Origin of the sequence: Pseudomonas sp. TH39(2020) (assembly GCF_016650715.1) — a bacterium.
Classification (GTDB): domain Bacteria; phylum Pseudomonadota; class Gammaproteobacteria; order Pseudomonadales; family Pseudomonadaceae; genus Aquipseudomonas; species Aquipseudomonas mandelii_C.
Genome location: NZ_JAEKFF010000008.1, coordinates 436,033 through 460,950 on the forward strand (window position 1 = coordinate 436,033; position 24,918 = coordinate 460,950).

Below are 24,918 nucleotides of genomic sequence, written 5' to 3' on the forward strand. Positions count from 1 at the left end.
AAGGGGCGTTTTAGTTTACAAATCAACAAACTAAATACTTGAAATTAGCGCTCGACAGCAGAGCACGTTTTTTTTCAAGATATGTGATGATTCCTAATTACAGCACCGACACAAACTGCCGTCTAATTGGAACAACACCTTTCCTCCTTGCGAAAAACTCGCAACACCTTCCCTGGAATCAAGATTGTCCGACACCATTTTGTTGACGCCAATCTTAATGAAAAAAAATAACCCCGAACACGTCCGTCAAGTCGATAAATCCAACCTGAGTAAAGGTGCTACACCGGAGTTTTGCAAGATATTTCAGTCGTGTTTTTTATGACGCAGGGAAGTCCATCCAAGTGTCAAATTCCTGTGCGTCAGGAATCCCTATAGATCAACGTGCGCAACAAGAACATCGGATTACCCACCACATAGCGAGTGAATAAGCGCTTTGGCTCACTGATGAGCCTGAACACCCACTCACACCCGAGACGACGCACCCATCGCGGAGCGCGAATCACCTTTTCACCGAGAAAATCCAGGATCGCCCCTCCGCACACGACAAGACAGGGCACGCCGCTGGCGGCGAGCCTCGCCGCAACGGCTTCTTGCTTGGGCATACCCATGCCCAGCACAACCAGTTCCGGTTGAAACTGTCGGGCAAGATTTATGTAGACATCCACCGGCGCGAAACCATGGTGAGCAGAGACTACATTGACCGCAAATACCGCTTCGCTATGCTGCACCGCATTGGTTAGAAAGGGTTCTTCTGTGCCCCAGAAAGCCACGCGCCGACCCTTGAACGCGGCCAGTAATTTGGGGATGAAATCCGTGCCGTTCATATTCAGCCCCGGCTCCAGGCCCAGGCGACGAAACAGGATGGCCATGCCGGAGCCATCCCGCAATAACACGTCCGCAGCCAGCAGCGCATTAAAGTAGTCGGTATTGGCCGCCACCAGATTCATGGCATGGGCATTGGCGAATCCGAGCACTGTCGTTACGTCAGGTCTGGATAACGCATCAATCAATGCTTGCTCGTCATCAACATCGCTGATCACCCTGAGTTTCTGGGTAATCGTTTGCCAGCTGTGCTGCCAGGATAAAGCACGCATTAGCTGTCATCTCGCTTCGAACGCACCCATTCAACCTGGCGCTTAAGCAAAAATCCGAGGTACAGAGGGATTTTCTTCATCGCGTAGAACGGCGCATACAACAAGGCTGAAAAAGAAATAATCCCGCGACCAAATTGGCTCCATGCCAGCAAGATAGTCACCCCCAATATTGCCACCCCGGAAGAAGCTATCAATGCTGGCGCCAAAGCTCCCGACAGCATAAATACCAACCATGACAGACCAAATGCCGCCGCCAAGGCCAACGTCAATAAGGCCAACGGAGGGACCAGCAAATCCAGCGTCATCGCCAGCAGACTCCAGTGATGCCGGCCAATCGACTCCACCAGTAACTTTGGCGTATCCCCAAGGATTACCCCTAGATGACCATGTTCCCAGCGCGTACGCTGGGTAGTCAAACCTTCATCGCTGCGCGGAAAGTAACTGGTCACCAGGGCATCGGGGCAGAACACAGGCGGCTTGCCGCTTCGGCATAAATCCAGGCCCATCTTCAAATCTTCAACGATGTGACCACTGGCCAAATTGATCAACGTCAGATCCCGCCAGACGAAAGCCATTCCCGTGCCCATTAACTGACAGGGCAAACCAAGCCGGGTCCAACCCTGCGGCCGTACCCGATTCTTCACACACCAGGCAAACTCGGCTAGCCGCACTTTTAGCCCGGAACCTGCTGGAGCAAGCATTAAATTAAGTGCTTGTGCTGGCCGCCCTGAGTCGATGCAACAGATTGCCAAACGCTCAATAGAACCCTCGGCCACCTGGCAATCCGCATCGACAACAATCATGACCTCCGGCGCATCACTCGACAAATGACGCACCCCACAGTCCAGCGCATAACCCTTGCCACGCTGCTGATCATTGCTGCGCTCCACCACCTCGGCGCCCGCCGTGCGGGCCAGCGCCGCCGTGTCGTCTGAACAGTTATCCGCCACCACCAACAGGCGATCACCCAAAAGCAGCTGCGGCCGAATGCTGTTTAACGTCGCGACGATGATCGAGGATTCGTTGTGTGCCGGTATCAACACCGCCACCCGCGGTCGCGGTCGCGGTCGCGGTCCTTGCGCCGACGAGCGCGACCGTGCAGGCAGGCAGGCCATCAGCACCTGTACAAACAGCACCAACACCGGCAGGAGGATGAATATCAGCAGTGAGCTGAACAGCCAACTAAGTAATGTGATCATGCTTGCGCCCTAAACAAATTAGCCAACTTGGCCGCTTCGATATCGATGTCGTGTCGCTCCAGCACTCTCTGATAAGCCGCCTCGCCCATCCGCTGCAATACCTCAACAGGTTGCGCGAGGCAGTCCGCCAGTGCCGCCGCCAACTCATCCACAGCTCCAGCGGGAAACAACCAACCGTTCTCACCCTGTCGCACTAACTCGGGAATGCCCGCCACATAGCTCGTCAGTACGGGCCGGCGCAAGGCCATGGCTTCCATGATGACCACCGGCAAACCCTCGGCGAAGCTCGGCAACACCAAGGCCCGCGCCGCAAGAATTTCCGCCCGCACCTGATCGCTGCTGATCCAGCCGGTAATTCGCACTTGCGCCTGCAAGCCATGCCGTGCAATCAGGGCTTCGATTTCCGCGCGCATTTCCCCATCGCCGGCCAGTACTATTTCGAACGCCACGTTTTGTGCTGCCAGAATGCGGGCGGCCTCAAGCAGCAAAAGCTGCCCCTTCTGCTCACACAAACGACCTACACAAACCAACCGCGGCGCGGATGGCACGGCAACGGCCGGCACATCGTGAAACGCCCGCTCCAGCCCACAGTGCACCACCTTTACCCTTGGCCAGTGCGCATGAGCCACCCAGCGAAACAGCTGGCTACGCCCATAAGAACTGATCGCCGCGACAAAAGCTGCGCGCCGGACTTTCTCGCCCAAATGAATAAACTGCGGTTTGTCGAACTCTTCCGGACCGTGCACGGTAAAACTGTACGCCGGCCCACCGAGTACATTGGCCAGCATCACCACCTCGGTTGAGTTGGTGCCGAAATGCGCATGCACATGCTCGGCGCCGAACGCCTGCAACCAAGACAGTACGCGACATGCCTCAAACAAATAGACCAAATGGTACGGCCAGGGCCGATCGGCGCGCTGGCCCATGCGTAGCGCCAGCCACAGCGCCGAAAAAAACCGTCGGGGCTGGGCGCGCAGCACCTGCAGCACAGGCACTAACAGCTCTTTGACTCCGCCCTGCAGCACATACTGGGTTTTATCGCGTTCAGACATGTCCTCGGCATCCACCAATTCGGCATCCCAGCCACGCAGAGCAATGCGCTGCACCACAAACCCCTGACGTTCCAACGCCAAAATCTCGCGACGAATGAAGCTATGGCTGACTTTGGGGTATTGATTGATGAAATAAGCGATACGCATAGGAACCAGACTTAGTTGTCGTTGCGGTGGATTATTACTGCAAGTAATCCCACAGTAGTACAGGTCTCAGGAACGTCAACTAGCCATCCGGTTGCTGCTATAACTACCTATCAACACGCTGTCTATCTTTTTAAAGGTGTCGTCCAGCAGCTCATAGCGCCTGCGGTACATGGCACGTTTTTTTGAAGCAATACTGTCGAGCGGTTTTCTGGACAGAATCATGGGAATCTCGAAAAAATCTTCGCGCTCTGATGGAGTCGCTCCATGCTCTAACCAGATCACATCATAATTTGCCGCCAGTTCCAGAGCTTTGTGAGCACCAAAATACGGATGACGATGGTGGCGATACCCATCCCCTACCGCATAAATTTTTTCAACACCAATGTTAATGGCAATGTATTTAATAACTTCGATCAGAAAGCTTCTTGGCCGAAGGCCTTCAAAGTCTTTTGTCAGGTCCCTGTAGATACTCAACGACCGTTCACTCTCGACGCCTTTATGTATCCCTTGAACGGCGCCGATAAAAATACATAACTCAGTGTCCGTACGACACAAGGTGAATGCTATTGATGCAATGCGCAGATCACCTTGAAACAAGTTCAACACCAGTTCCCCTTCACGCATAAACCAGAAGGGACGATCCAGCACCAGGGAACAGCCAGCAGCAAACTCCGACAAATCACTCAGCATCAAACTGTCACTTCGCCCCAACAGCAATAACTGCGGACAGCTTTTGGTAACCACTTCGTAATGCGAGGCCAACACACTAAGTTTATTCTTTGGGCCCCAGCTTCTACTGATGTAGGGCCAATGAACAACGCCCACACAATCCCCGCCCAACTTCTCTACACCGGACTTACCCAGAGCGCTCGACATACGAGCGCAAAACAGCTTTAGCTCGGACCAGTTTCTTGCAACTAAAACCAGCATTTTAAACTTATTATTCATTGCCCTTAAAGAATACCCGGCGTGTAAAAAAAACACGCTCTTTAATATCACCCAATTATTCATATAAGTCTCACTTGTATTCGATCAACGCCGTCTTGCCGGCGCCGAATCTGTTCAGTAGAAACTTGACTTGCCCGAGCATCTCGGGAAATTTCCCCAGCACGAGAAAGAAAGCCCGCAGCCAGTTTTCGCGCGTGGATCTATCGCCCCTGCGGGCGAGGCGCACGACCTGCAATGGATAGACCAGCAGCACAAGCAGCCCAAACCATCCCAACACCAAACTCGCGATAACAGTCGCCAGCGGGACGCCCAATCCCCAAAACCAGACACGGCGCGACTCACGCAACCAATGTTGCTCCGGTGCGGCCCCATGCAAAAATGCGCCCTCGGCAAAGGCATAACCACCGCGCAGGGTACGCTGCCACCATTGGCCGAACCGGGTCATGGTTGCATCGTGCAAGGTCATTTCCTCACCCAGACGCCAGACCTTCCAACCATTCCCACGCAGACGCACGCACAATTCAGGCTCTTCCCCGGCAATAAGGCCCGGTCGAAACCCGGACGCTTCGGCAAAGGCGTCAGCCCGCATCAGCGCATCGCCACCACATGCCTTGGCCTCACCTACCGGCGTATCCCATTCGTAATCACACAGTAAGTTGTAAACAGAGTGCTGCGGAAAACGTTCACGGCGCCTTCCACAGACCACCGCAACGTCAGGATGTGTATCAAGAAAGACCAGCGCCCGGGGCAGCCAACCGCCGACAACCTCACAATCACCGTCGACGAACTGCACATAACGCATCGCCGGCAATAAGCGTTGTATGCAGGAAAATCCCTCATTGCGTGCACGCGCAGCCGTAAAGGGAATCGTCATGTCCAACTCGACCACCTCGACCCCAAGCCTCAGTGCCATCTGCACTGAACCGTCCGTTGATCCAGAGTCGACATAAACAACCTTCTGCGCCGAACCGATGAGGGAAGTCAGACAACGCTCAAGCCGTAGGCCTTCGTTGCGACCGATAACAACGACACCAATCCCCATAGTCATGGCGTTCACTCAGCGACGCAGTTTAAGTAATCCATCGGGTGGCTCATGAGAATTCCCTCGATTCTGCGTGCTTCCTTTTTTTGATAGTCGCCGGCACGCCCACTGCCATCGAGTCGTCCGGTACATCGGTCAGCACCACAGCATTTGCACCAATCACGACATTGTTACCAATGCGGATATTGCCCAGTACCTTGGCCCCTGCACCGATATCAACATTGTTACCCATCACCGGAGCAATCGGCTCACTCACATTCTTGAGGCCCACGACGACGCCATTGCGGATGCGGCAATCATCGCCGAACTGCGCATAGCCACTGATCACGATTCCGCCGAAATGATCGATGACGAAGTTGCGCCCGACCACCACCTCACACGGCAGCTCGATACCCGTGACGATCTGCACCAGTTTGAAGAGCACTTTGTATATAAAGGAGAATAACTTGCGTAGCAGTGCCGGTCGCACACCGTAACGCCAGCGCCCAAAGCGATAAACCACCATCACCCAAAACCCCTGAGCCCCCCAATCTCCGGCGTATGCACGTAAATCCGCACGTATGTTTTCGAACATAACTGGCTCTACCGTGTTGGTTGGCTAGCGAATTTGGTATCACGCAGCAACGCCCAGGTCACACGAGTATGCTGCCAACACGCCCCTAAAGCGGCCCGACCGCGGCCTTTCAATAGCGCCTTGAGCGCCACAATCAGATCACCCAGACTCACCAGTAGCATATGTGAGGCCAAACCAGGCAGACCGTGGTGCTTGCGGAAATACAAAAGCTCACTTTCGATTTGTAACGTGGGTAGCTGACGACTAGCTGCATTGAGTTTGTCAACAGACTTGGCACTTTCACCGCCGATATGCACCACCGTGGTATGCGGGTAGTAAACGACCTTCCAGCCTGCCTGTTTAACGCGTTTGCAGTGATCTATCTCCTCGAAGTAAAGGAAGTAGCGCGGATCGAACAACCCAACCTGGTCGATGACTTCACGGCGGATCAGGTAATAGCACCCGGGCACCCAGTCGCACTCACGCACCGAAGCATGATCCCAGGCCATGTCGTCGACTCTTTTCACCACAGGGAAAAAGCGATCAAGCCCTGTGTGCGAAAGGAAGACATTCAACGGCGTTGGAAAATAGCGACAGGAGGGCTGTAAATCACCCTCTCGTCCAACCAACCGAACGCCGAGGACACCGCAATCAGGATGAGTCTCCATATAGTCGAGCGTCTTGCTCAGCGTATCCGCAGCAACAAAGGCATCGGTATTGAGGAGCAACGCATACTTGCCCTGCAGGTGTTCAACCAATTGATTATTGGCACGCCCAAAGCCAACATTATTTTCATTGGCGAGTTGCAATGCCTCTGGACAAATAGTTGCCAGACATTCCAGCGAATTATCGACAGAGGCATTATCCACCACCAAATAGCGCGTGCGATCCACGCTATTTGACTGGCGTAAAGCATCAAACATTGGTTGCAACAACTCCGCTGTATTGTAATTAACTACCAATACGTCAAGGGGAGTACTAACCATTGGGTTGCTCGCCAAAAAAGTGTTGCGCTCTCATTGCTATAAGCTTCGGTTCAAGTGCCGGGTCGTATACACCACTGCGCTGCCTGATAAGGTCAATCCACGGATAAGTGGCGCTACGCTCTTCGACTTTCGCCAACACCTCTTCCATTGTACAAATAACCTTGGCTGGATTACCCGCAACCACAACTCCAGGCGGAACATCTTTTACGACTACAGCACCGGCTGCAACAATCGAATCAGGACCAATAGTCACACGCGGCATGATGATAGAACCATAGCCGATAAAACAATTATCACGTATATCGATAGCGCCGACAGAGTCAAGTTTTTTACCATAGCGCACCTCGAGCAAGCCGACTATTCCATCGTGGCCGAATAGCGTGCAACAAGATAAACCTACATTATTTCCGAGTCGTACTAGCGAAGGATCAGTTATATTGGCAGCAGGATTGATCCATACGCCTTTACCGATGGAGTGCAGCCCCCCCCACCGAACCATATGTTTAGCCCATTCATACCCGTCCGGTTTACAGAATTTTTTATAGAGCGAGGTCCCATGCCCCGTTGTTTTTGCAATATAAGCAATAGTACGCTTTAGTAGACCAATCATCCTGTCAGCCTCAATAATTTAGCGATAGACACCTGTGTCAAGGTTAGATACACCCTGATTCTTCATTACCACTACCCTAAGAGTAGACGCTTCCCTAAAATCCAACACTCAAATAATCCACACATGCTCCCCCCTTCATGAATATCTGCCCACCCCGGGCCCCAGCTGATGGTTAAGATGTTCCGCCAGCCTTAGAACAATTTGCAGAAGAGGCATCGTGGGGTTACAGGCACCGCCTGTAGCGAACACACTGCTGCCCGCAACGTAAAGATTCTCAACGCCGAACACTTTGCAGTTCTCGTCGACAACGCCAAACTCAGGCGAAGTCGCCATGCGCGTGGTCCCCATATGATGAGCATGGGGATTGAGCTTCAGTGGTAAATCGACGTCATAAACGTATTCTTCCAATTTGACAAAGCCCAACCCTGTGTCGGCAAAACACTTTGCCACTTCGAGCCCTATGGACTTGACCGTATTTCTGTCTGCCGGGGTCAGTTCCCAATGAACATTTGCCTTCCTCATCCCTAACGCATCCCGCTCGTCGAGCAATGAGATTCGGCTATTGGGGTTGGGAAACTGCTCGATCAGAGTGCCGAGCACCCCATCTCCAGGGCAATCGAACTTGGCAATAAATTCAATCTTGCGTTCCGCACCCACTTCGCAAACGAGGTTCTCGAAAAAGCTCTTGATGGCTGCCATTCGCCCATAGGATTTCACTTCGGAGACAAGCGTGGCCGTCACATTCCCTTTACCTGACTTGTGCTCCATCACGAATGCATCGGTCGTGAAGTACTCCTGCCGAGCATCCGTACCCTGCCCGTCTTTCAGGATGAAGTTTCCCATTTCGACGTTCAGGTGTTCCATGAAGCATCTACCGACGAAACCATCCGTGCTTACGATACCGCCAGCTGCCAGGGACTCGCTGTTGAGCAGGTGCCTGGCATTCTCGATCGCGCCTGTCGCCAGAATGAATTGTTTTGCCGTGACTCGCTCTCGATGCAACTGGTAGTCCGAGACGACTATCGTTGCTATGCGGCCGGTCTTGCTGTCGAACTCAAGATCGACGCAATTGCAATTGATGAAGACATCCAGCCCCTCGGTCTCATTAAGTTCCCTGGCATATTTTTGTGCAAATCGCGTCGGCGGGCTTAGCAGGAAACGATCGGCATCAAAGTCGGTGCCGTCCAAACTCGCATTGATAGCCTTGAATCCAGAGTGCGGCGGAAGATCGACAATATCCATGGCCGCCGACAGATTGCGCTCGATCTCGGAAAACGCGATGGGCCAACCGGGCACGGGCACCGGAGGGCCTACGGTAAAGTCCGACCGTTCGAATGGACGGCATCGCCCGGCCCAGTGATTGGAGGTACCGCCAAGATAACGCAGGCGTGTTTCATGAGCGTACATCTCGAGGCCTGACGATGAGACCGTGTAGAGGTTCTGCGAAGCCGGCGAATACTCGTGCCCGCCGCCCTCGACAAGCACCACACGCCGACCATTACCGGCTAAACGCAAGGCCAGCGTAATGCCGGCAGGTCCACCGCCTATGATGCAGATGTCATAGTGGTCGCGGAGTTCTTTCTGCGATTGGTAGTCTTTGATCATGCGTGCGTTTGCCGGAAATGCTGGGCAGGCAGCACCCATCCGTTGATGACAACAAACTCGGATTTAGCAGCAGAAGGCCGGACAACGGCTTTGGAAAATCCGAACATGAGCCCCCCGAGACTCAATAGAGCAGAAGCCTGGAGGAAGCGTCTGCGCCCCATCACAGAGGTATTCAAATCAGTTTCTCTCATGATTCAAAGCCTCACGACATCGAGATTACGTTGGAAATTTCAACTACACATCAAGGCCACATTTTTTGGCGACGGCCATCAATACCTCAATGGCGACGCTGTGCCGCAGCTTTGGAAACATCAAGAGAAATAGATCAAAGCCATTTAACAAAATCCGTCAATAACTCCCCACACAATGCCCCCACCGCCAGCATAGGCAGGACCACCAATTCACGCTTGAGACTGAACAGCCCCAGACGACAATTGACATAAAAAACCAGGATAAGCGTAGGAAACGTGTACAGGGCAGCGCCCCAAATCGCATATTTGACCCCGCCAATCGCCAGCAGCAGAGGCAGCAGCACCCACAACGAGACCACGCGAATAATGTTATCGATAGCCTGGTACTTGGTCAGTCCCAAGGCAATCCAGACCTGATTCGCCAGTAGGTAGCGCATGGTGAAAAAAGAGAGTGAAAGAATGGCCATCATGTTGCCGGCCTGAGCGTAACGCTCATCGTACAAGATGCTGATGAGCAGTGGACTGCCGGTCAGGAACAGTCCGCAGAGAAACAGGCAGGCAAGATCGAGCATCAATTTCAAGCGGTAATACAAAGAGTGGAGCCGTACAGTGTCATTAGTTCTTGAGGCCTCACTGAAGGCCGGCAAGGCCACGGCCCCGACTATCTTTTGCAACGCAAGCTGAACAGCTCCCAAAATCAGCACGGCAATGGAGTAAACGCCCAGTTCGCCGGCCGTCATGCTGCCGCCGAACCAGACACGATCACCGTACATGGCCAATACGCCCACTGCCGACGACAACAGTATCCAACGGCCGAAGCCGACTAATTCATCGAGCGCAGAACGCTCCCACTGTAGGCGGTTAGAAGGGCCCTCAAACCAGAAATGCCCCAGCAGCGTGTTAACCATCGATTGCACCATACCTGCAATCACCAGTGACCAGATGGACCTGGTGAAGTAACCGATGCCCAGCATGACCACCAGCCCGACGACCTGAGACGCAAACTCGGTGAGTACCACTTTCTTTTGCTGGAAAGAGCGCACTGCCAAGTCGATTTTGGTCGACTGAAAACCAACGATGATTGCCGAGAAACCGGTCACGGCCAACACCAGCGGCAACTCGGGTGCGGCGTAGGTGGAATGGGTCGACCACAGATTAATGGTCTGTGCATACCAAGCGAGGGCCGCGAGGAGAAGTGTCGAAGCAAAAAGGATAAAGCCGCGCACGATCTGCACGGTCCAGATGGTATTTAGAAACACCGGATCGTCGCCTCGCGGGCTCTGGATGATGTTCTGGCGCAAGCCGACATCGGAAAGCATGTGCAGAACCAGAGAAACGGTGATGGCGATCATCATGATGCCGAACATCTCCGGCATCAGCAGACGGGCCATTATCAGGTTGCCACCCAAGCGAAAGGCTTGAGACGTAACCAGCGCCCCCAGATTCCATGCCCCGGCAGAGATCGCTCGCTTACGCAGGCCCAACGGTGGCGACAAATCAACTAACGACATAACATCATCCCCGGACTCAATGGCTCAAAACGAACTATAGTCGCGTTTGGCCATTCCACTAGCCGTCGCTCATCAATCAATAAGTCCAATCATCCATGCCTGAGCACTTCCGCGCGTTAATCGTCATTCTGGTCCTTACTGGCATCGTATTTGCCATGGCACGTCGACCAGCAGCAGACCTGATTCCCGACCGAAATTTCACTCGTCGGCGCAATCTGTGGTTCGTATTGACGCTTTTGGCATTTGTGTCGCACAGCTTCTGGGTGTACGCGGGTATTGCCGCGATCGTTTTGACCTACGCACGAAATCGCGAACGCAATCCCGTGGCGCTATTTTTTCTTCTGCTGTTTCTCATCCCGCCGGCCACGGCGGAGATTCCGGGCTTCGGCCTGGTCAACTATTTTTTTGCCCTTAACCATATTCGTGTACTGGCACTGTGTGTGTTGCTTCCGGCTTTTTTCACTCTGCGCAAGCGCGCCGACACGGTCCCTTTCGGGCGCACCTGGCCTGACAAACTGTTAGCCGCCTACCTCCTGCTGACGAGTTTGCTTTTCCTGCGCGAAACCACCATCACCGACACCTTGCGCCAAATGCTTTACCTGTTCATCGAAGTTTTTTTGCCTTACTACGTTGCCAGCCGGGCGCTGAAGAACCTCAGCGACTTCAAGGACGCTCTGTTCGGTTTTGTACTCGCCGCCATGGTGCTGTCGCTTATAGGTCTCTTCGAATATGCCAAGCACTGGCAGCTGTACAGCGCGGTTGTCTACGCCATGGGCATGCAATGGGACCCCGGCTACTTGAGCCGTGGTGGCTCATTACGCGCCAGTGCCACTACCGGCCAGGCCATTGCGCTGGGCTTCGTCATCAGCGTGGCCATCGGCTTTTACCTGTACTTGCAGGAGGAGGTACGTAGCAAATTGCAGCGCAGCCTCGGCGCACTGTTGCTCGCCGGTGGTCTGTACGCACCGCTGTCGCGTGGGCCCTGGATCGGTGCAGCCATCATGATCGTCGTGTTCATCGGCACTGGCCGTAAAGCAATCAAACGCCTGATGCTGCTGGCGGCCGCCGGGGCGCTCGCCCTGCCCGTGCTGGCCATCGTGCCGGGCGGGCAAAAAGTGCTTGATCTGCTACCGTTTATCGGCACGGTGGATGTCGAAAATATCACCTACCGGCAGCGCTTGATTGATAACGCCGTGATCGTTATCCAGCGCAACCCTTGGCTGGGTTCTTTCAATTTCCGCAGCACACCGGAAATGCAGTCCATGATTCAGGGCCAGGGGATCATCGATATCGTGAACACCTATATTGGCATAGCGCTGTCGTTCGGTTTGATTGGTTTGACGCTTTTCGTGGTTTTTTTCGCCAGTGTTCTGCAGGGCATCCGCAAGGGGATGCGTTCGTTCCCCAACGAAGATGATGAGGCACGCCGACTCGGACGTGCACTTCTGGCGACACTGGTCGGGATCCTGATCACCATCGTTACCGTTAGCAGTATCACGGTCATCCCCCTGGTGTATTGGTCGGTGGCTGGACTGGGCGTGGCCTACGCTCAGATGGCACGCAGGCTCAAGCACACCTCGACGGTCGTCACGGCGAGTGCCCATCTCCAACTCAGGTAGAACCCATGATCCAGTTGTGTCGCAGCCCCCAGATACTGCTCCTGCTGTTTTTTGCTATTTGGCCGTTTCGTACCTGGGCGTCGGACTGGGTCGTCAGTGTGGATGAGCGCAACGGCCTGCCAATGCTGGAGCGTGGCGGCAGTCCGGCAATTGCTACGACATTTTCGTTTTTTGGGCGCAACTGGGACTGGACGTATTTGCAGACCGAATTCAAGGTAAACACCCCTTATCGATACGCCCTTGCAGGCAAAAACAAAGCGCTGGATTTCGACTTGACTGCGCAGATTCAGAAACAAGACGAGCAAAAGCTGACCTGGAACTTTGCCGTGGATGCACACAGCGGGAAGTCGGGCGTTTCAGGTGGTGGCATGGTCTTCGAATTCGACCCCGCTCTTTTTGCTGGAGAAATGGGCGAGCCGACTTTGCTACCCGACAACCGCGGCTGGACCTGGGGCAATGCGCAAGGGCGACGCATCGAAATGCGCTTCGAGCCCGCACTGGCGAGTGTGTACTTAGAACCGGGCAGTAAATCCGAGGTGCGTGCTTTTTTCTACAAGAACACGATCAAACCTGGCCGCCTGGATTTCACAGCGACCTTGAGCGTTTCTGGCGATGTGGCGGTCGGCCCAACCGTTACCGAGCGCTTCGGCTTGTCGGACCCAAAGAGCTGGCCGACTGACAAGCTCGACTGGAAAACCTCGCCGGTCGACCTGTCCTTTCTCAACGCTCAGGAAAAACCTGCAGGCAAGCGCGGCTTCGTCAAAGCCTCCGGCGAGCAATTGCAATTTGCCGACAACACCACGGCGCGTTTCTGGGGCACCAACCTTTCGGCCTACGCGCTGTTCCAAACCTCAGACGATGCAATCAAGCTGCAGGCCAAACGCCTGTCGGCACTGGGCTTCAATCTTGTACGACTGCACCACCATGACTCGCCATGGGTCTTCCCGAACATCTTTGGCGACGGCAGGGTGACGCGCAGCACCCAGCAACTGAGCCCGGAATCGCTGAAAAAAATCGACTGGTGGATCAAATGCCTGAAAGACGAAGGCATCTATGTGTGGCTCGATCTGCACGTCCAGCGAGTCTTTACTGAAAAGGACAACATTTATGGCTTCGATGAATTGCCCAAAGAAGAACAGAATTTCACCTATCTCAAGGGCTATTCCTATGTAAACCTCACCATTCAGCAAGCCATGAAGCGCTTTGCCGAAGCCTACCTGACCCATGTAAACAGCTATACCGGCCTCGCTTACAAAGACGACCCGGCGATTGCCGCCGTACTGATTACCAACGAAAACGACGTCACCAACCACTTTGGCAACGCCCTACTGCCAGACAAGAATTTGCCGAAGCACAACCGCGTCTACATGGCGGAGGCCGAGGCTTTTGCCAAACAGCACAATCTGTCTGCAGACCAGACCTGGCGCTCCTGGGAGCCAGGCCCCTCCAAGATGTTCCTTAACGATCTGGAGCGACGTTTCAACATCGACATGATTCAGCACCTGCGTGGAATAGGCGTGAAGGTCCCCATCGCCACGACCAGTAGCTGGGGCCGCAATGGCCTGAACTCCCTGCCGGCACTTACTTCCGGCGACGTAATAGACGTCCATAGCTACGGTGGCTCGGGACAGGTCGAGAAAAACCCGCTCTACAGCGACGGCATAGTGAACTGGATTGCAGCCGGCCAGGTCATCGGCAAACCCTTGACCGTCACCGAGTGGAACAATGAGCCCTTCCCGATACCAGACCGTCACTCGCTGCCACTCTATATCGCCGGCACCGCCAGCCACCAAGGCTGGGATGCGCTGATGCAATATGCCTACAGTCAGGAGCCAATGGGGGGCGTAGGGATGAGTGCCAACAACTGGCACGCCTATAACGACCCTGCAATGCTGGCCACCCTGCCCGCCGCCGCCTTGCTTTATCGCCGTGCAGACGTTCGCGAAGCAACAACGACCTACGTCTTCGCGCCGACGTCAGCCACCCTGTTCAACCAAATGATCACACCGGCCAACTCTGCTCTCCTGCGCACAGCCATGGAGAAAGGCAAGCTGGAAATCGCGATGCCACAGACGCCGGAATTGCCTTGGTTGCAACAGAGCGTTATCCCAAGCAATGCACAGGAATTCCATGACCCTGACCAGTCGCTGCTGGACGCCAATGCCATCGAGTCCACGACCGACACGGGAGAGCTAAAGCGCAACTGGAAACAAGGCGTCTACACCATCAATACACCGCGCACCCAGGTCGCTACCGGCTGGATCGGCGGTGAGTCGATCAGCCTCGGCAACATTAAGGTTCAAGTGAAGACCGCCAACGCCAGTGTGGTGGTGCAAAGTCTGGACGACACGCCTTTGGGCCGATCGCAGGATTTACTGATTTCGTTAGGCACCCGTGCCGTCCCCCAGGACGGAGACAAAATACCTTTTTACGTTGAGCCCCTCGAGGGCACGCTAACCATCCAGGCGCCGCAAGGCTTGACACTGTTCACCCACGGCATTCTGGGGCAAATGAAGAAGCTGCCCGCGACCTACCTTGATGGCCGCTACACAATCAAGTTCGACGGCTTGCAGGCGTCGAACTGGTTGTTTCTGAAAAAAGGCGTCACGCAAGCACAACCTTAGGCGACGCGCAGCCGACATCAACCTGATGGAACAACGCCTTGCGGCGTTGTTCAGCGAGGACTATTTAAAGAGCGTCAAAATCAAACGATGGAACATAGCCTGCGCCGAGCAGATATGGACATTTCGACGATACAAAATCATCACTTAATAAATCATCCGAACTTTTGTACTTATTCGTAAAAACCCCTGTGATACTTAAAAGCGTATGTGGCAAGGACGATATGCTGACTTTCTGACTTTCTCTTTCCTTCAGCTTTAAAAGCTTGAGCGATTGCTGGCTTGAAACATTATCGGATGCCCAGATAAATGCCGAAACCGGGAGGTCATATTTATTGCCAATGCCATGACCCAAGAGCCCTCGACTATCATCCATCATGTTTTCACCATGATCCGATGAATAAACCAAGACAGATGGTTTTTTGCTTGACTTCAATTGATCAATAATTGAGCTCAACAACCAGTCCGTATATAAAATACTATTATCATATTCTGCGGTAGTTTTGTCTTTGAAGCTGTCTGTTAACGGCTTGAATTTATCGAAATTTTCCGGGTATCGGCGTGAATACTCGAAATGACTACCCTTGACATGAATGAATATGGCTTTCTTTTCTGTACCGCTTTTATTTAGTATTTTTTCATATTCTGAAATCAATGCTCCATCATAACTTCTCTCAAAATATTGACGGTGTTGTGCCTCTGCAGCTATTTGTGGAATTATTCCGCCAAAACTATCAACCTCCTGCACAGACAACCAATAGGTCATGTACCCGGCTGCGCGATATATACCCACCAATGATTTTGTTGACGCAATGGAGTCCCAATCCGATATAGGCTCAAGGCTCAGCATCGAAGGAACCGCAAACGAGGTATAGGGGGCTGTCGTGCAGATCTTGTTAAACTTGAAAAGCCCCTCCTGCTTACCGAGATTCGGGGTTGTTTCCTTGTTATAACCGTAGAGCGACCAGTTCTGCGGCCGTGATGACTCACCGATCACAAAAACAACGGTTTCTATATTTGATTGATTCGACAGGCTGGTTATTTTTACATCAGATTCCCGACGGCGCTTGACAAGTTCCTCCGTCCCCAAATACAAATTTGCAGTCAGGGCAATTTGCGACAAATAACCTACTGGCGCGCTTTGATCTTTTGCAAGGAGATCCATGACTGCAGATTTCCCGAAAGAATTAAGTTTGACGGTTTTATAAAAATAAGCCCCATACCCCACAAGCAAGGCGCTAACGACCAAAACAAAAATACCTTTGTTTTTATATAATTCGCGCTTATGCAGTCCTATTAATCCAGCCCCATAGCAAAATATGAAAATCACCAAAACGATACTGATGGGCTGCCAATAGGTCGGCAGAAATTCGCTTGCCTCCTGATAATTTGTCATGCCAATAAATATATAGGCAGCTGTTAATCTCGAGTTGAAGTTCAAAACCAAAAACAGATCAATAGCTGCTGCCAAATAGAAAGGCAGCAGAATGATGTGAACCTTGAATTGACTGGATGAAATAAATCTAATTGCCAAAAGCCACAGCACCGACATGCCAAGGGTGTAAAAGACCAATAAATCAATTTTAGAGTATTGGTAGTTTGTTAGCGTTCTAATAATCAACGGCGATAGCAGAAATGACCACAATACAAAATTTGGCCATTCTGCTTTAAATATTTTTAATGAGTAATCGATAATTTTGGCAGAATTTTTCATGTGATAATTATTCTCGCAGGATGCCCAAATGCCTCCTCAGAGGGTAGCTTCAATTGGCGTGCTCGCTGTATCTTGTTCGAAATATTCTCTTCTTTGGCGTTGCAAATGTAGCGAGTCGCAAGGCTTGACACTGTTCACCCTTGGCATTCTGGGGCAAATGAAGAAGCCGCCCGCGACCTGCCTTGATGGCCGTTATACAATCAAGTTCGACTGGCAGTAGCTTGCACAGCGATAGTGCCCAGGAAATCGGAGATCAGGATGAAATTTTTGGTGGTGGGTGGCGCGGGTTATATCGGCTCGCACATGGTGAAGCAGCTACTGAGTGCAGGTCACGAGCTTGTGGTGGCAGACAATTTCTCAACGGGTTATCGCAGCGCGTTGAGGGGTGGGACATTGGTCGAACTGGACATAGCCGACGAACAGGCGCTGGACACCTTGTTTGCGGGACACCACTTTGATGCCGTGTTCCACTTCGCCTCCTTTATACAGGTGGGCGAATCCGTCGCTGAACCTGCCAAGTACTATCAAAACAATTTCGCCGCCACCCTGACACTGCTACAGGCGATGGTTCGCGCCGGGGTTAAAAACTTCATTTTTTCCTCGACCGCTGCCGTCTACGGTGACCCGGTGTATGTACCCATCGATGAGGAGCATCCCAAGGCCGCGATCAACCCTTATGGACGCAGCAAGTGGATGGTGGAGCAGATGCTTGAAGATTTCGACCGTGCATACGGGCTGAAATCGGTCTGCTTGCGCTACTTCAACGCCGCCGGAGCAGACCCTGAAGGACAGTTAGGTGAACGCCATGAACCGGAAACACACCTGCTGCCCCTGATCCTGCAAGCAGCCTCCGGGCGGCGCGCAACCATCACCGTCTATGGCCGTGATTACGATACGCCTGACGGCACTTGTATTCGCGACTACGTCCACGTTGTCGATCTCGTTGCCGCTCACGCACTTGCCGTGGAATATCTGCTGGCAGGGGGTGCAAGCACGGCGTTCAACCTCGGTAACGGTCAAGGTTTCTCGGTACAGCAAGTGATAGATACCGCGCGCTACGTGACCGGCCAGGATATCTCTGTCAGCGAAGCGCCACGTCGCGCGGGCGATCCACCACGCCTTGTGGCCGATCCCCGCAGGGCCAACACATTACTTGGCTGGCAACCGCAATTTGGCTCACTTGAACAGATAGTGGCGCATGCCTGGAGCTGGGAGCAGAAGTACCCTTGGCACTGAGCGTCGGCGCTAGCCAATAGCGCCGACCTCCTGCGGGTGATGCTCTAGTAGTAAGAGCGGTTTTCGGGCTCGGCTTTGTTCAACACCGTGCCAATCAGATTGGCTGTCCCAAGATGATGCAGGCTTTCCTCGATCTCTTTCTTGCTGTTCAATCCATTAGCGACAACGAGCAGGACGCAGTCGAACCTGGGCAGGACGTTAATTACATCATCCGAACTCAACAACGGTGGCAAGTCGAAAATCACGATGCGTGAGTTGTAGCGCTCGCGCAGATCAGCAATCAAATGGCTCACTGCAGGCGATGACAACACCTCGGTGGAAAGAGGAATCGGCTCACGCGTCGGCAGGACCACAAAGCGCGGCAAGGTCGGATTGACCAGTACTTCTTGCAGTTCAGCTTCATCTGCCAACAATTCATTAAGCGATTTATCCATCGGCAGACCCAGATACTGACCCACCTTCGGACGACGCAAGTCGAAGTCCACCAGTAACGCAGTCTTGGTCGTGTGATGCGCGATACTCATCGCCAGGTTTATCGCCAATACCGTCTTGCCTGCCTCCGGAGTCGGCGAGGTGATGGCGAGCGTGCGCCAGCCATTTTCTTCCATGATTTTCAGCACTTGTGTACGCAGTAGATCGAATGCCCCGCTCATATTCGAATTTTTGTTGTAAGCCACAATGCGGTTGCGCTCAAGGTGATCTGGTCGCAAAGGTACAACCTTGGTTTGCACATAACTGAGTGCATTCAGACCTGTGGACTGCGCGGTCGGCGTCATGGCTTTTGACGAGGTCTGTTGCTCGGCTTTTTCGGTATCGGGATTGATTATTTCCATGGCTATATTCCTTATGCAAACCGGCCCAGAGCTTTAAACATCAGAAGATCCAGAGGCATGTAGAGGAAGTGCAGGAGCACCAGAAAGATCGCGATTGTCACGGCTCCACAGACGATCAATAGCGTTCGCCACTTCCTGCGGCGTGATAGTTCAGCCTTGGTGTGAATGTAGGGAATGGAAACCAATACGCGTCTACCCAGCACGGCAGCCAGGGCCTGGGCACCACGCACACGCTGACTCATCATCTCGAGGAGCATCACCAGCGCGCCAGCACCCACCGGGGCAAGCAAGAAACCCATGGCAACCACTTTTTTACGGTTCGGCCGTACCGGCTTTTCGGGCATCAGCGGCGACTCCAGAAGAACAAAACGCTCGGCTTTGTTTTCCTGCTCCAGGCTTTCGGAAATTTTCGCACTCATTTCCTTCGTGCGAATCTCCTCATATTTTTTACGAGCATTATCATGGTCACGCATCACCGTGACCAAGCCGCGTTCGACTTGCGGCGCCTCAATAATTTGTGCCTCTAATTCGGCTATTTTGCTGAGTATTTGCTGCTTTTGATCGGCCAGCGACTTGATACGTGCTTCTGCTCCGGAGACCCGCGCCTGGGCCTTGGCAACGTCCAGATTGACCGAAGCCGCTGCACCATCAGCACCTTTGCCAGCCTCAAGTGCAGCAATTTTGCGTTTGACGGCACGCACGTCGGGGTGGGCTTGCGTATACAGCGACTGCAACCGGGTGTACTCCGCTTTGAGGCTAGCCAGATCCTGTGGTTTATCAACTGCTGCACCGGGTGCTCCAGGCTTGGTCGCTAGCCCGGCATTCGCGGCGGAAAGCTCCAGCTCATTGAAGCGCAACTCCTCACGGGCAGTTTTATAGTCACGGTCGACCTCTTTAAGCTCGGTTTCGGCGCGCGTCAACATATTCATGCGCAGCTCTTGATGCTCGGGCAGCGCGTTGCTGTGTGCCTGCTTGAAGTCCGCCAGCCGGTTCTCCAGGGCTTCCAGTTCCACCCTGAGTTTGTCCGCCTCCTGCGTCAGGAACTCTGTCGTTTCACTGGCGCGCTCGGTGCGCTGCTTGATGTTTTCATCCAGAAACAGCGTCACCAGCTCATTGGCAACTTTGTTCGCAATCTCTGGCTGCCGGTGCTCAAAGGAAAGACGGAAAGCAATCGTCACCTCTCCGCGCCCCTTAACAGCAGCACTGACGAGGGAGACCACAATCGCATTGCGCATTTCTTCGATCTTCTCGCTAACGCTCAGTGGCCGACTTTGCGAAGCAAAAAGATTGTATTTGTCGATGATCCCTTCCAGATGCTCACGGGTCATCACGCGCTGGCGAATGACTTCGATGCGCTCATCGGCAAAGGTATTGTTGTTGGCCGCCACCAGGTCTGGCGAAATCTGTTGAGACTCCACCAGAATCGTGCCGGATGACTCATAGGTCGGCGGGAGAGAGATCGCTACCGCTATGCACACGCCCAGTATGACCACGAAACTCACGATCAACAGCAGGGCGTGGTGCTTGATGATAGCTAGGTAGTCGTTGAACGACATTTCGTATTCAGAGGCCATATTTCTCACACAGCTGAATTTCAGAGACCGGGATAACTATAAGTCAGCATCAGCCCGACGACATTTGCAGTGGCATCCGGCAAGCCATCTTGCTGGCGTTGTTTGTATGTGTAGGATAGGCGTGCAATCCAAAAAGGCGAGAGTTCTTGGCTAAACCAGGCACTGTAATTTTGCAGGGTATTAGGCGTCCGGCCTTTTGCGTCTTGCCAAGAGACATCGAAACCGGTGCGTCGGGTCTCGTCGACGGCATAGCTCCATGTACCCCTCAGGGCATCAACCTCGACGAAACCACCGTCCCCGCTGGCGAGAGTGCTACGACTGGCGTCGATGCTGGTATCAATACGCTCACCGGCATATTGCAACATTAAACCGCCTTGGCCTTTGGGGCCGCTACCGGTGCCGGAGACCTGGTTGAGACCCGCGTAGGCCGTACCCTTAAGCCGCTCGGAGAATTGGACATTCAAGCCGACTGCGGGGGTGTAGCTGTTTGAGGAAGCCACCGCAGACCCCTTCTCCGGCTCATAGCGCTTCACGCCAAGACGGGTGAACAGCTCGACCTGCTCACTCCATGCATAGTTCCAGCTGAAGCGGGTCGCCAGCTCGTCATAGTTGGTCAGTGAAGCAACATCGTAAGTGACATGAGTGTAGTCGGTCTCGTTAACCAGGGTACTTCGCTCGCTGAGAGCAGTGCTCCAGTTGCCGCCCACCAAATACATCTTTTGCGTGCCATCGGAAGCAACTACGCCGGTTTCCTGAACCACCGTGGAAAGCGTCGAGTTTTCTTCATATCTCGCCGTGAGCCCAAAAGCACCCGTTTCGGTCGCGCGCTGCCACCCTAGCTTTAACCTGGGGTCTTCACGGTCCGAAACGATGGACGTATCCGACGAGCGCACGATATTTAATCCGAGACCGAACTGGAACTCATCCCGTCCGGAAGTACCCACAAGGCTGTAATCGGGGGCGATGATGGTACGGGTCACCCCCTTCTCACCACTCGTGAGCAGCAGTGGGTTGCTGTCGTACTCGACCGTCGAAGGCACTGCTATAGCTGATTGCCAAGTAGCAGCATAGGCCATGTCCGAACACGACAAAGCCAGGATTGCCGTCGCAACCCCGGTCGTTCGAAATCCAAGCAAGATAATCCCTAGTGCCTCGCGCAAGGCTAAGGCACGACCAGCGTATCGCCGGCTTTAAGTAGAAAATTGGTGGACATGTCATCCCCCGACATCAACTTGCTGTAGTTGACGCGCAGGATCTCTTGTCTAGCCCCATTGAGTCGCACGACCTTAATGTCGTCTTTATCGGCGAATTTGTCGAGCCCTCCCGCCATGCTTATTACCTGCAGCACTGACGTTTGACCTGACATATGCACGGTGCCGGGTTTCAGCACTTTGCCCTGAACGTAGACGAGATTACCTTCGGTGCCGGTGACGACAACGCTCACCTGCGGATCAGGTATGAACGCCTCAAGTTTGGCAGCGATTTGCTTCGCGACAGCAGTGGCATCAAGCCCCGCAACATTGACTTGCCCTGCCAGCGGGAAGGTAATGCTGCCATCGGGAAGTACGCGTACATCCTGTTTGAGCTTGTCTTCGCCCCACACGGAAACAGAAAGGTTATCTCCCGGACTCAGCCGGTAAGTCGGGTCGTTTTCGACGGCACTGGAAATGCTGGGCCAAACAGCCAGCGCGCAGAGCACAGGTATCAATGAACGGAACATCGGGATCCCTCCGTCTAAGTAGCCATGCAAGGAGTTTAGAACAAAAAAACCTTGTCAAATCACTCTAGCCTATTTCACGCCAAAGAAACTACGAAACAGCAATCATCTTGAGCTTCTGGGCGGTCAATTCCGCCAATGCAACACACCTGAAACCGGAACGTTAGTACAAAACAGCAGAATAGTGTTATTTAACAATGGCTTGGAGCAAGCAAGCCGCCCCCGACGTACTCCGCGCCAATATTAACTACACCGTACCCGCTTGAGCCGGCTCAACTGCGACACTGTCAACCTGGCGATGGCTACGTTTGCCAGCGCAACTAACTGATGTCAACGATTACAAACTAAGTATTATTGCAAGATGGACATCATCCGCAAAAACAATACAGAAAGCCGTGTGTCCAGCCAGCCACCAGAGTGGCCGTTTAAATAACCATTATTACCAAAAGCGTTAACAAACACCTATATCTTCCGTCGGTTGGCGACCACAATAAAACCAAACAATGCGGAAGAAAATAACCACGCTGCAGCAGGAAGCGGTACCGCATTCAGTTGGTTGATATCAGAGACATCAACCAGGCTTTTATCCTGGATTGTCGAATCAATCTTGAACTGCTTAGTGTCAACCGCCGCCATTAATCCGTCACCCGAAGAAGAATTGACGGATACGCCCACGCCTGAGTCAGCGTGATGAATGACACTGTTAAATTTGGCAGAATGGGCATCATCGAAGTAAATATCGGTGATCAACGAAGGCAAACCAAGGCCCTTTCCAAAAGTAAGCAACGCGCCACTTGCACGCTCTTCAAGAGCCGTGCCAAGTTGAGGCCTTGACTCCTCGCTCGTGTTGCTTATACGACTAATTTCATAAGACAAACTGGTCGCCTGAGCACTAGCAACGGCTGCAGCATTCAGGATCACAGAAAACAACACAAATTTAATGACAAGTGTTGAGCGCATAACACCGCCTCCTTGCGTAGGGGGTTATTCTTTTGTCGGTTGAAGGAATCTTTATCGGTTAAATTGAGCCTATAAGCACATCGCCATTACGTCAATAGCTCGTCACAATAATAAATCGAAATTTCATTTTAGGGAGGATGGCGTCAAAATAACGCCACAACAAGCACATCAGTCCAGTGAATTCTATCCATGTGAAATAGCTTCACGCATGGGCGTTAGCCCGCATCAGGACGCTGGCACATGACCCGGCAAGCGCCCTGCACCGGGCTACGGAGCACCTTGACAACGTCATGGACTCGACCGCCGACGACGTCTGTAAAGGCGGGTTTGTCGGCGACTTTCTGAAAGTACCCGGCAGCCTAGAGTTTTTGACGCATGAAGACGGCATGGCAGGTAAAGGCTCCCCGTGCATTCTCAGCCCTGGAACACAGTAGAAGTCTCGGCGCTGCGCCAGGGAACCATGCTCAACCTCCCTGGCACCCGCGCCGAGCAGATCAATGCAATGCGTGTAAAAGGCATCGCGATTGAAGACAGGATGAATGCCTGACCATTACTTCGGTTGCGCCACCGTACGCAAATAAGGTTTCACCGTCTTGAAGCCATCCGGGTACTTCTTTCTTGCGTCGTCGTCGGATACCGACGTAGGAATGATCACGTCCTCACCCGGACGCCAGTTCACCGGCGTGGCAACCGTGTGCTTGGCGTTTAACTGAATAGCATCGAGCAGCCGTAACACTTCATCGAAGTTACGCCCGGCACTCATCGGGTAGACCAGCATCGCCTTGATCTTTTTATCCGGGCCGACAATGAACACTGAACGCACCGTGGCGTTGTCCACGGCAGTACGAGTGCCGCCACTGGCGTTCGGGTGAATCATGTCGTAGAGCTTTGCCACCACCAGATTCTCGTCGCCGATCATAGGGTAGTTGACCGCATGGCCCTGGGTTTCTTCGATGTCTTTGGCCCAGGTCTGATGGTTACCGACCGGGTCGACGCTGAGACCGACAATCTTGGTGTTGCGTTTGTCGAACTCCGGCTTGAGCCCGGCCATATAACCGAGTTCAGTGGTGCAGACCGGGGTGAAGTCCTTCGGATGCGAGAACAGGATGGCCCACTTATCGCCAATCCATTCGTGGAAATGGAGCGTGCCTTCGGTGGTTTCGGCGGTGAAATCCGGTGCTTCGTCGCCAATACGAATGCTCATGTGCGTTCTCCTCGCTGTGAAGGGTAGGGAAACTCTCGGAACGATCCAGTATAGGAGACCTTGAAGACTTCGCTCTGCACCCCGCCGAAGAGCTGGCGCGAGCGGTAAATGTCCGGACCTATCGGAGCTTTCCGCCCGGAGCCCATTCACTGAGCACCTATCTGGCGTGTCTTCTCGAACGGGTGCTGCACGCCGATTTACGAGACTAAAACTTCATCCGCAAATGCTGCCTATACTGCAGTCCGGGGTCGATAGAGAAAACGGACAAAATCGCCAAGCATTCAGCCTGTCAGGTTGAGATCATGGAAGTTGACGCCGAGCCGTCAGGAAATGCAGAAAGTGGCCCTACTCTGACGCTGCGCGCGTGAACCGCCGGACAGCCTGGTTGATGAGGTGCACTTCAATCGAACACAACCCAGAAGACGTAAGGGATTGCCCTCTGTCGGCAGTGCTTACGTACGATTTTTTCCGAATTCTGCGGGTTCCCCAATCCAACTGCCCT

At 53.3% G+C, this 24,918-nt stretch carries 21 protein-coding genes; 4 read left to right on the forward strand and 17 right to left on the reverse strand.

Features of this window, described 5'->3' with window-relative positions:
* Nucleotides 1-359 precede the first annotated feature (359 nt).
* The 10 genes from JFU47_RS30300 to JFU47_RS30345 form a co-directional block, all read right to left on the reverse strand.
* Nucleotides 360-1,094, reverse strand: a complete 735-nt coding sequence (locus JFU47_RS30300; protein ID WP_201187892.1) for a WecB/TagA/CpsF family glycosyltransferase — start codon at nt 1,092-1,094, stop codon at nt 360-362.
* A complete protein-coding gene (locus tag JFU47_RS30305) occupies nt 1,094-2,293 on the reverse strand; it encodes a glycosyltransferase family 2 protein (RefSeq protein WP_201187893.1) in 1,200 nt (399 codons plus the stop codon). The genes JFU47_RS30300 and JFU47_RS30305 overlap by 1 nt, the downstream gene beginning before the upstream one ends.
* Entirely contained in the window at nt 2,290-3,492 is a 1,203-nt protein-coding gene (locus JFU47_RS30310) for a glycosyltransferase (RefSeq protein WP_201187895.1), read from the reverse strand. The genes JFU47_RS30305 and JFU47_RS30310 overlap by 4 nt, the downstream gene beginning before the upstream one ends.
* A 75-nt stretch (nt 3,493-3,567) precedes the next feature.
* Entirely contained in the window at nt 3,568-4,503 is a 936-nt protein-coding gene (locus tag JFU47_RS30315; RefSeq protein WP_201187896.1) for a DUF535 family protein, read from the reverse strand.
* A gap of 7 nt (nt 4,504-4,510) precedes the next feature.
* Nucleotides 4,511-5,488: a glycosyltransferase gene (locus tag JFU47_RS30320; RefSeq protein ID WP_201187897.1), complete on the reverse strand. Its 978-nt coding sequence runs from the start codon at nt 5,486-5,488 to the stop codon at nt 4,511-4,513.
* A 43-nt stretch (nt 5,489-5,531) separates the two neighbouring features.
* Nucleotides 5,532-6,056 carry a serine O-acetyltransferase gene (locus JFU47_RS30325; protein WP_201187899.1) on the reverse strand — a complete coding sequence of 175 codons (525 nt, stop codon included), beginning with the start codon at nt 6,054-6,056 and terminating at the stop codon, nt 5,532-5,534.
* Between the two features lie 8 nt (nt 6,057-6,064).
* On the reverse strand, nt 6,065-7,021 hold the full coding sequence (locus JFU47_RS30330; RefSeq protein ID WP_201187900.1) for a glycosyltransferase family 2 protein: 957 nt from the start codon (nt 7,019-7,021) through the stop codon (nt 6,065-6,067).
* Nucleotides 7,014-7,631: an acyltransferase gene (locus JFU47_RS30335; RefSeq protein ID WP_201187901.1), complete on the reverse strand. Its 618-nt coding sequence runs from the start codon at nt 7,629-7,631 to the stop codon at nt 7,014-7,016. Before JFU47_RS30335 ends, JFU47_RS30330 begins: the two co-directional genes overlap by 8 nt.
* A gap of 135 nt (nt 7,632-7,766) precedes the next feature.
* Nucleotides 7,767-9,236 carry an FAD-dependent oxidoreductase gene (locus JFU47_RS30340; protein ID WP_201187903.1) on the reverse strand — a complete coding sequence of 490 codons (1,470 nt, stop codon included), beginning with the start codon at nt 9,234-9,236 and terminating at the stop codon, nt 7,767-7,769.
* A 325-nt stretch (nt 9,237-9,561) separates the two neighbouring features.
* A complete protein-coding gene (locus JFU47_RS30345) occupies nt 9,562-10,938 on the reverse strand; it encodes an oligosaccharide flippase family protein (RefSeq protein WP_201187905.1) in 1,377 nt (458 codons plus the stop codon).
* Between the two features lie 95 nt (nt 10,939-11,033).
* Between JFU47_RS30345 and JFU47_RS30350 the strand changes: the two genes are divergently transcribed.
* Both JFU47_RS30350 and JFU47_RS30355 read left to right on the forward strand, forming a co-directional pair.
* A complete protein-coding gene (locus JFU47_RS30350) occupies nt 11,034-12,557 on the forward strand; it encodes an O-antigen ligase family protein (RefSeq protein ID WP_201187907.1) in 1,524 nt (507 codons plus the stop codon).
* A gap of 5 nt (nt 12,558-12,562) precedes the next feature.
* Nucleotides 12,563-15,181, forward strand: coding sequence for a glycosyl hydrolase family 5 (locus JFU47_RS30355; RefSeq protein WP_201188528.1), 2,619 nt, complete (start codon nt 12,563-12,565; stop codon nt 15,179-15,181).
* A gap of 64 nt (nt 15,182-15,245) precedes the next feature.
* Here JFU47_RS30355 and JFU47_RS30360 read toward each other — a convergent pair whose 3' ends face one another.
* Nucleotides 15,246-16,892 (reverse strand): phosphoethanolamine transferase, encoded by a 1,647-nt coding sequence (locus tag JFU47_RS30360; protein ID WP_201187909.1) that lies wholly within the window; start codon nt 16,890-16,892, stop codon nt 15,246-15,248.
* 258 nt (nt 16,893-17,150) lie between these two features.
* On the opposite strand from JFU47_RS30360, the gene galE reads away from it, so the two are divergent.
* Nucleotides 17,151-18,128 (forward strand): UDP-glucose 4-epimerase GalE, encoded by a 978-nt coding sequence (gene galE, locus JFU47_RS30365; RefSeq protein WP_201187911.1) that lies wholly within the window; start codon nt 17,151-17,153, stop codon nt 18,126-18,128.
* Between the two features lie 44 nt (nt 18,129-18,172).
* Here galE and JFU47_RS30370 read toward each other — a convergent pair whose 3' ends face one another.
* The 5 genes from JFU47_RS30370 to JFU47_RS30390 form a co-directional block, all read right to left on the reverse strand.
* Nucleotides 18,173-18,904, reverse strand: coding sequence for a CpsD/CapB family tyrosine-protein kinase (locus tag JFU47_RS30370; protein WP_240050547.1), 732 nt, complete (start codon nt 18,902-18,904; stop codon nt 18,173-18,175).
* A gap of 68 nt (nt 18,905-18,972) precedes the next feature.
* Nucleotides 18,973-20,535 carry a GumC family protein gene (locus tag JFU47_RS30375; protein WP_201187913.1) on the reverse strand — a complete coding sequence of 521 codons (1,563 nt, stop codon included), beginning with the start codon at nt 20,533-20,535 and terminating at the stop codon, nt 18,973-18,975.
* Between the two features lie 20 nt (nt 20,536-20,555).
* The gene (locus JFU47_RS30380) at nt 20,556-21,611 is read right to left on the reverse strand and encodes a hypothetical protein (protein WP_446739651.1); all 1,056 of its coding nucleotides are present in this window, start codon (nt 21,609-21,611) and stop codon (nt 20,556-20,558) included.
* Nucleotides 21,612-21,697: 86 nt separating this feature from the next.
* Nucleotides 21,698-22,255 (reverse strand): polysaccharide biosynthesis/export family protein, encoded by a 558-nt coding sequence (locus JFU47_RS30385; protein ID WP_140681200.1) that lies wholly within the window; start codon nt 22,253-22,255, stop codon nt 21,698-21,700.
* A 459-nt stretch (nt 22,256-22,714) separates the two neighbouring features.
* Nucleotides 22,715-23,212 (reverse strand): VPLPA-CTERM sorting domain-containing protein, encoded by a 498-nt coding sequence (locus JFU47_RS30390; protein ID WP_201187915.1) that lies wholly within the window; start codon nt 23,210-23,212, stop codon nt 22,715-22,717.
* 406 nt (nt 23,213-23,618) lie between these two features.
* On the opposite strand from JFU47_RS30390, the gene JFU47_RS33410 reads away from it, so the two are divergent.
* The gene (locus JFU47_RS33410; RefSeq protein WP_201187917.1) at nt 23,619-23,759 is read left to right on the forward strand and encodes a hypothetical protein; all 141 of its coding nucleotides are present in this window, start codon (nt 23,619-23,621) and stop codon (nt 23,757-23,759) included.
* Between the two features lie 3 nt (nt 23,760-23,762).
* Here JFU47_RS33410 and JFU47_RS30400 read toward each other — a convergent pair whose 3' ends face one another.
* Nucleotides 23,763-24,416 carry a peroxiredoxin gene (locus tag JFU47_RS30400; RefSeq protein WP_201187919.1) on the reverse strand — a complete coding sequence of 218 codons (654 nt, stop codon included), beginning with the start codon at nt 24,414-24,416 and terminating at the stop codon, nt 23,763-23,765.
* Nucleotides 24,417-24,918: the final 502 nt, after the last annotated feature.

Bases quoted from the DNA above. Each gene is read 5' to 3' on its own strand.
- JFU47_RS30335 (WP_201187901.1), bottom strand. From the start codon at position 7,631: ATGATTGGTCTACTAAAGCGTACTATTGCTTATATTGCAAAAACAACG.
- JFU47_RS30305 (WP_201187893.1), bottom strand. From the start codon at position 2,293: ATGATCACATTACTTAGTTGGCTGTTCAGCTCACTGCTGATATTCATC.
- JFU47_RS30360 (WP_201187909.1), bottom strand. From the start codon at position 16,892: ATGAAAAATTCTGCCAAAATTATCGATTACTCATTAAAAATATTTAAA.
- JFU47_RS30340 (WP_201187903.1), bottom strand. From the start codon at position 9,236: ATGATCAAAGACTACCAATCGCAGAAAGAACTCCGCGACCACTATGAC.
- JFU47_RS30300 (WP_201187892.1), bottom strand. From the start codon at position 1,094: ATGCGTGCTTTATCCTGGCAGCACAGCTGGCAAACGATTACCCAGAAA.
- JFU47_RS30400 (WP_201187919.1), bottom strand. From the start codon at position 24,416: ATGAGCATTCGTATTGGCGACGAAGCACCGGATTTCACCGCCGAAACC.
- JFU47_RS30380 (WP_446739651.1), bottom strand. From the start codon at position 21,611: ATGGCCTATGCTGCTACTTGGCAATCAGCTATAGCAGTGCCTTCGACG.
- JFU47_RS30350 (WP_201187907.1), top strand. From the start codon at position 11,034: ATGCCTGAGCACTTCCGCGCGTTAATCGTCATTCTGGTCCTTACTGGC.
- JFU47_RS30390 (WP_201187915.1), bottom strand. From the start codon at position 23,212: ATGCGCTCAACACTTGTCATTAAATTTGTGTTGTTTTCTGTGATCCTG.
- JFU47_RS30385 (WP_140681200.1), bottom strand. From the start codon at position 22,255: ATGTTCCGTTCATTGATACCTGTGCTCTGCGCGCTGGCTGTTTGGCCC.
- JFU47_RS30330 (WP_201187900.1), bottom strand. From the start codon at position 7,021: ATGGTTAGTACTCCCCTTGACGTATTGGTAGTTAATTACAATACAGCG.
- JFU47_RS30320 (WP_201187897.1), bottom strand. From the start codon at position 5,488: ATGACTATGGGGATTGGTGTCGTTGTTATCGGTCGCAACGAAGGCCTA.
- galE (WP_201187911.1), top strand. From the start codon at position 17,151: ATGAAATTTTTGGTGGTGGGTGGCGCGGGTTATATCGGCTCGCACATG.
- JFU47_RS30355 (WP_201188528.1), top strand. From the start codon at position 12,563: ATGATCCAGTTGTGTCGCAGCCCCCAGATACTGCTCCTGCTGTTTTTT.
- JFU47_RS30315 (WP_201187896.1), bottom strand. From the start codon at position 4,503: ATGAATAATTGGGTGATATTAAAGAGCGTGTTTTTTTTACACGCCGGG.
- JFU47_RS30375 (WP_201187913.1), bottom strand. From the start codon at position 20,535: ATGGCCTCTGAATACGAAATGTCGTTCAACGACTACCTAGCTATCATC.
- JFU47_RS30370 (WP_240050547.1), bottom strand. From the start codon at position 18,904: ATGACGCCGACCGCGCAGTCCACAGGTCTGAATGCACTCAGTTATGTG.
- JFU47_RS30310 (WP_201187895.1), bottom strand. From the start codon at position 3,492: ATGCGTATCGCTTATTTCATCAATCAATACCCCAAAGTCAGCCATAGC.
- JFU47_RS30325 (WP_201187899.1), bottom strand. From the start codon at position 6,056: ATGTTCGAAAACATACGTGCGGATTTACGTGCATACGCCGGAGATTGG.
- JFU47_RS30345 (WP_201187905.1), bottom strand. From the start codon at position 10,938: ATGTCGTTAGTTGATTTGTCGCCACCGTTGGGCCTGCGTAAGCGAGCG.